Raw genomic sequence first — 3097 nt, 5'->3', positions numbered from 1 at the left:
AATCAAAGCATAGGCTTTGTCTTGTGAATCCGGTGCGGTTTGGAGTAATGCCCTAGCTCGGTTAAAATGGGTCAGGATTAATGCTCGGTCAGAATTGGTTACTTGTCCTGGTGAAGAATCACTCACCCCTGACGCTTCATCCTTGATGAGAAAGCGATTTAAATTCATCAGCGCTCTCACTTCCTCTAATCCAGAAGTACCTTGAGCGGCTTGCACACTTTGCTCAAAGTACATTCTACCTTGAATTCGCGCCTGACTCGCCGCTTGAGTTAAGCGGGAAAATTCCTTGTCATCGCCTTCTACTTTCGCTAAATTAGCCTGATAGCGATCGCGATCGCCTCGGCTGACGTAAACATTTCCCAAATTATTCAGCGCTGTTGCAATATAACTGCTATTGTTCAAGTCACGGGCAATTTTCAAGCTCGTTTGGTGCCTTTCTAGAGCTTTTTCGTAGTCCCCGATTGACCAGTAAGCAGTACCTAAGGCTCCTTGTGCTGCCGCTTCTGTCAACGGATCTGAAGACTTCTGAGTCAGTTCAATCGCCGACTGCAATAAAGTAATGGCTCGTTTATGTTGTCCCAAATCGTTATAAGCCTGCCCTTGCTCCGTTAACAGTCTTGCCAGTGCTGGGTGTGTCGCTTCATCTTTTTGAGAACGATAAATTTGGATAGCTTGTTCCCACTGTGCGATCGCTCGATCCAGTTGACCGATTTGCCGATAGGCGATCGCTAAATTACTGTAAACGATCACTCTTTCTTGGGGGTTAGAAATTTGCGGCAGGGCTTGTTGCCAAAGTGCAATTGCTTCATTCAAGTTTCCCGCTTGATAGCGCTCAATCCCCTGCTGTACTGCCTGAGAATAGGGTTGTTGATTCCCATTCTGGAGAGGAGATGCGATGAATGGCCTCTCTACAGAAACTGAAGGCTGGGCTTGTTCTGCTGACCCAGCGTGAGAAAAGCTGCAAAAGACAAGACTGGCTAAGAAGATAACACTGAATCGACGCCAAGAATTGCAAATTTGAAGCATTTCTGTCAACTATCCAGAGGTAGATACGTGTATTGTATTGGGTAGACTGGGGAGTGTCCGTAAATCCACCGATATTTCTTAACTGCTCGATTTACGGTTTGACCTTGTCAGTGAGCAGTGATACCAAGTTGCATTCAAACGTATCACTCTCTCTTTCTCTTACCTCAGCGTCCTCTATGACTCTGTGGTTCGTTAAATTCTACTAAGAGCTGCAACTCAGTATGAACAGCTGGAAACAAATTCTGCTCAGTACGGGTTTGTTATACCTCAGTTGCACTTCTGCGACCTTAGCACAGCTGACTCCTGAGTCGAGTAATCAGGTAACCATCCTTACCTCTAATCTTTCAGCACCCCCCTCCCCCCAGAGGGAAAACAGGGAAGAACCTTTGATTCAGGAAGAGGAAGATAATACGAAGTTGCGTTCAAATATGGTAGTCGAGACAGACGCGGGGACGTGGGGACGCGGGGACACGGAGAAAATGAATGCTCTACGTATAACGCCACCGGAAAACCGACAGAGGATTACCCCTCAAAACACGCAACAGTTAGCGCAGACTCCTCCTAATCTTCCGCCTGGAATTATAGAACCCACTCGTCCATCGCTGCCCCCTTTAGTCCCAACCTCTCCAGAATCTCCTACACCAACCTCTCCACTCACACCGCCTCCCGAAACACCCATGACACCACCACCGCAATTAGGGGTGAAGGTGAAAGTAAAGCGAGTGGAGGTTTTAGGAAATACAGTTTTTTCACCGAAAGAAGTAGAAGCCGTTGTTGCATCCTTTGTCGGTAAAGATGCCACCTTTGAAGAATTGTTAGCCATTCGCACGGCAATCACGAACTTATATACCGAGAAAGGTTACACCACCTCCGGTGCTTTTTTGCCACCCCAGGATTTAACCGACGGTGTGGTGAAGATTCAGGTGGTGGAGGGCGCAATTGAAAAAATTGAGATTGAGGGATTGAGGCGATTAAGAAGCAGCTATGTGCGATCGCGCATTAATTTAGCCACTCAAACGCCTGTAAATCTCCCCCGTCTCGAAGAAGCCTTGCAACTCTTACAACTCAATCCCCTGATTAGTACGGTGCAGGCAGAACTTTCCGCCGGAACAGCTCCTGGTTTGAGTGTGTTAAAGCTAAAGCTGAAAGAGGCGCAACCCTATACAGCCGCGTTAACAGTAGAAAATCGGGATTCTCCCAGTGTGGGTGAGATTCGAGGAACCGTTGCGATCGCCCATAACAATTTACTGGGTTTTGGCGATCGCTTCAGTTTTGACTATGGCATCAGCCAAGGGATAAATACTTACAACTTCGGCTATGACATTCCCCTCAATCCTCGTGATGGCACCCTAAGCGTCAGCTATGGCAGCAGCAGCAGTCGGATTGTCGAACAACCATTTTCCGACTTGGATATTAGTGCGGATTCGTACACCCTGTCTGTGGGTTTCAGTCAACCGCTCATCCGCACTCCAACCCGTGAATTTACCCTTGGACTGTCCCTTGACTTGCGCCAAAGCCAGACCTATTTATTTGAAAATATACCCTATTCGTTCTCACCAGGACCAGACAAGGGTAAATCCAAGCTCACAGTACTCCGGTTTAGCCAGGACTGGACGAATCGCTCCGCCAGTCGAGTTTTAGCGGCGCGATCGCAGTTTAGTTTTGGATTAAATGCGTTGGGAGCCACCGTTAACGAGACTAGCCCTGATGGGCGTTTTATCAGTTGGTTGGGGCAATTTCAGTGGGTTCAGGCATTAGGTGGAAATACAATTTTAATTGCCCGTGCAGGTGCCCAGCTTTCTTTGGATTCTCTATTACCAATAGAACAGTTTAGTGTGGGTGGAATTGATACCGTGCGAGGGTATCGACAAAATCAACGAGTTGCCGACAATGGGATTGCAGGCTCTCTGGAATTGCACTATCCCATTATTCGCAAACCCGATGGAATTGGCACCGTTCAGTTGGCTCCTTTTTTTGATATCGGTACAGCTTGGAATAATCAGGGTGAAATTCCTACTCCCAGTACCCTAGCCAGCATCGGGTTAGGATTACGTTGGCAGCGAGACCCTTA

General features: G+C 47.7%; 2 protein-coding genes. One reads left to right on the top strand and one right to left on the bottom strand.

All coding sequences use genetic code 11. From position 1 onward, the window contains the following. The coding region (locus V6C93_RS18010; RefSeq protein ID WP_333478052.1) for a tetratricopeptide repeat protein at positions 1–1026 on the bottom strand (1026 nt) is incomplete at its 3' end. 221 nt (positions 1027–1247) lie between these two features. Between V6C93_RS18010 and V6C93_RS18005 the strand changes: the two genes are divergently transcribed. Further along, positions 1248–3097: ShlB/FhaC/HecB family hemolysin secretion/activation protein (locus tag V6C93_RS18005; protein ID WP_333478051.1), on the top strand; the 1850-nt coding region annotated here is incomplete at its 3' end.

Origin of the sequence: Allocoleopsis sp. (assembly GCF_036703385.1) — a bacterium.
Lineage (GTDB): Bacteria > Cyanobacteriota > Cyanobacteriia > Cyanobacteriales > Coleofasciculaceae > Allocoleopsis.
Note: the sequence above shows the minus strand (reverse complement) of the source record. Positions and strands in the feature narration are given on the sequence as shown.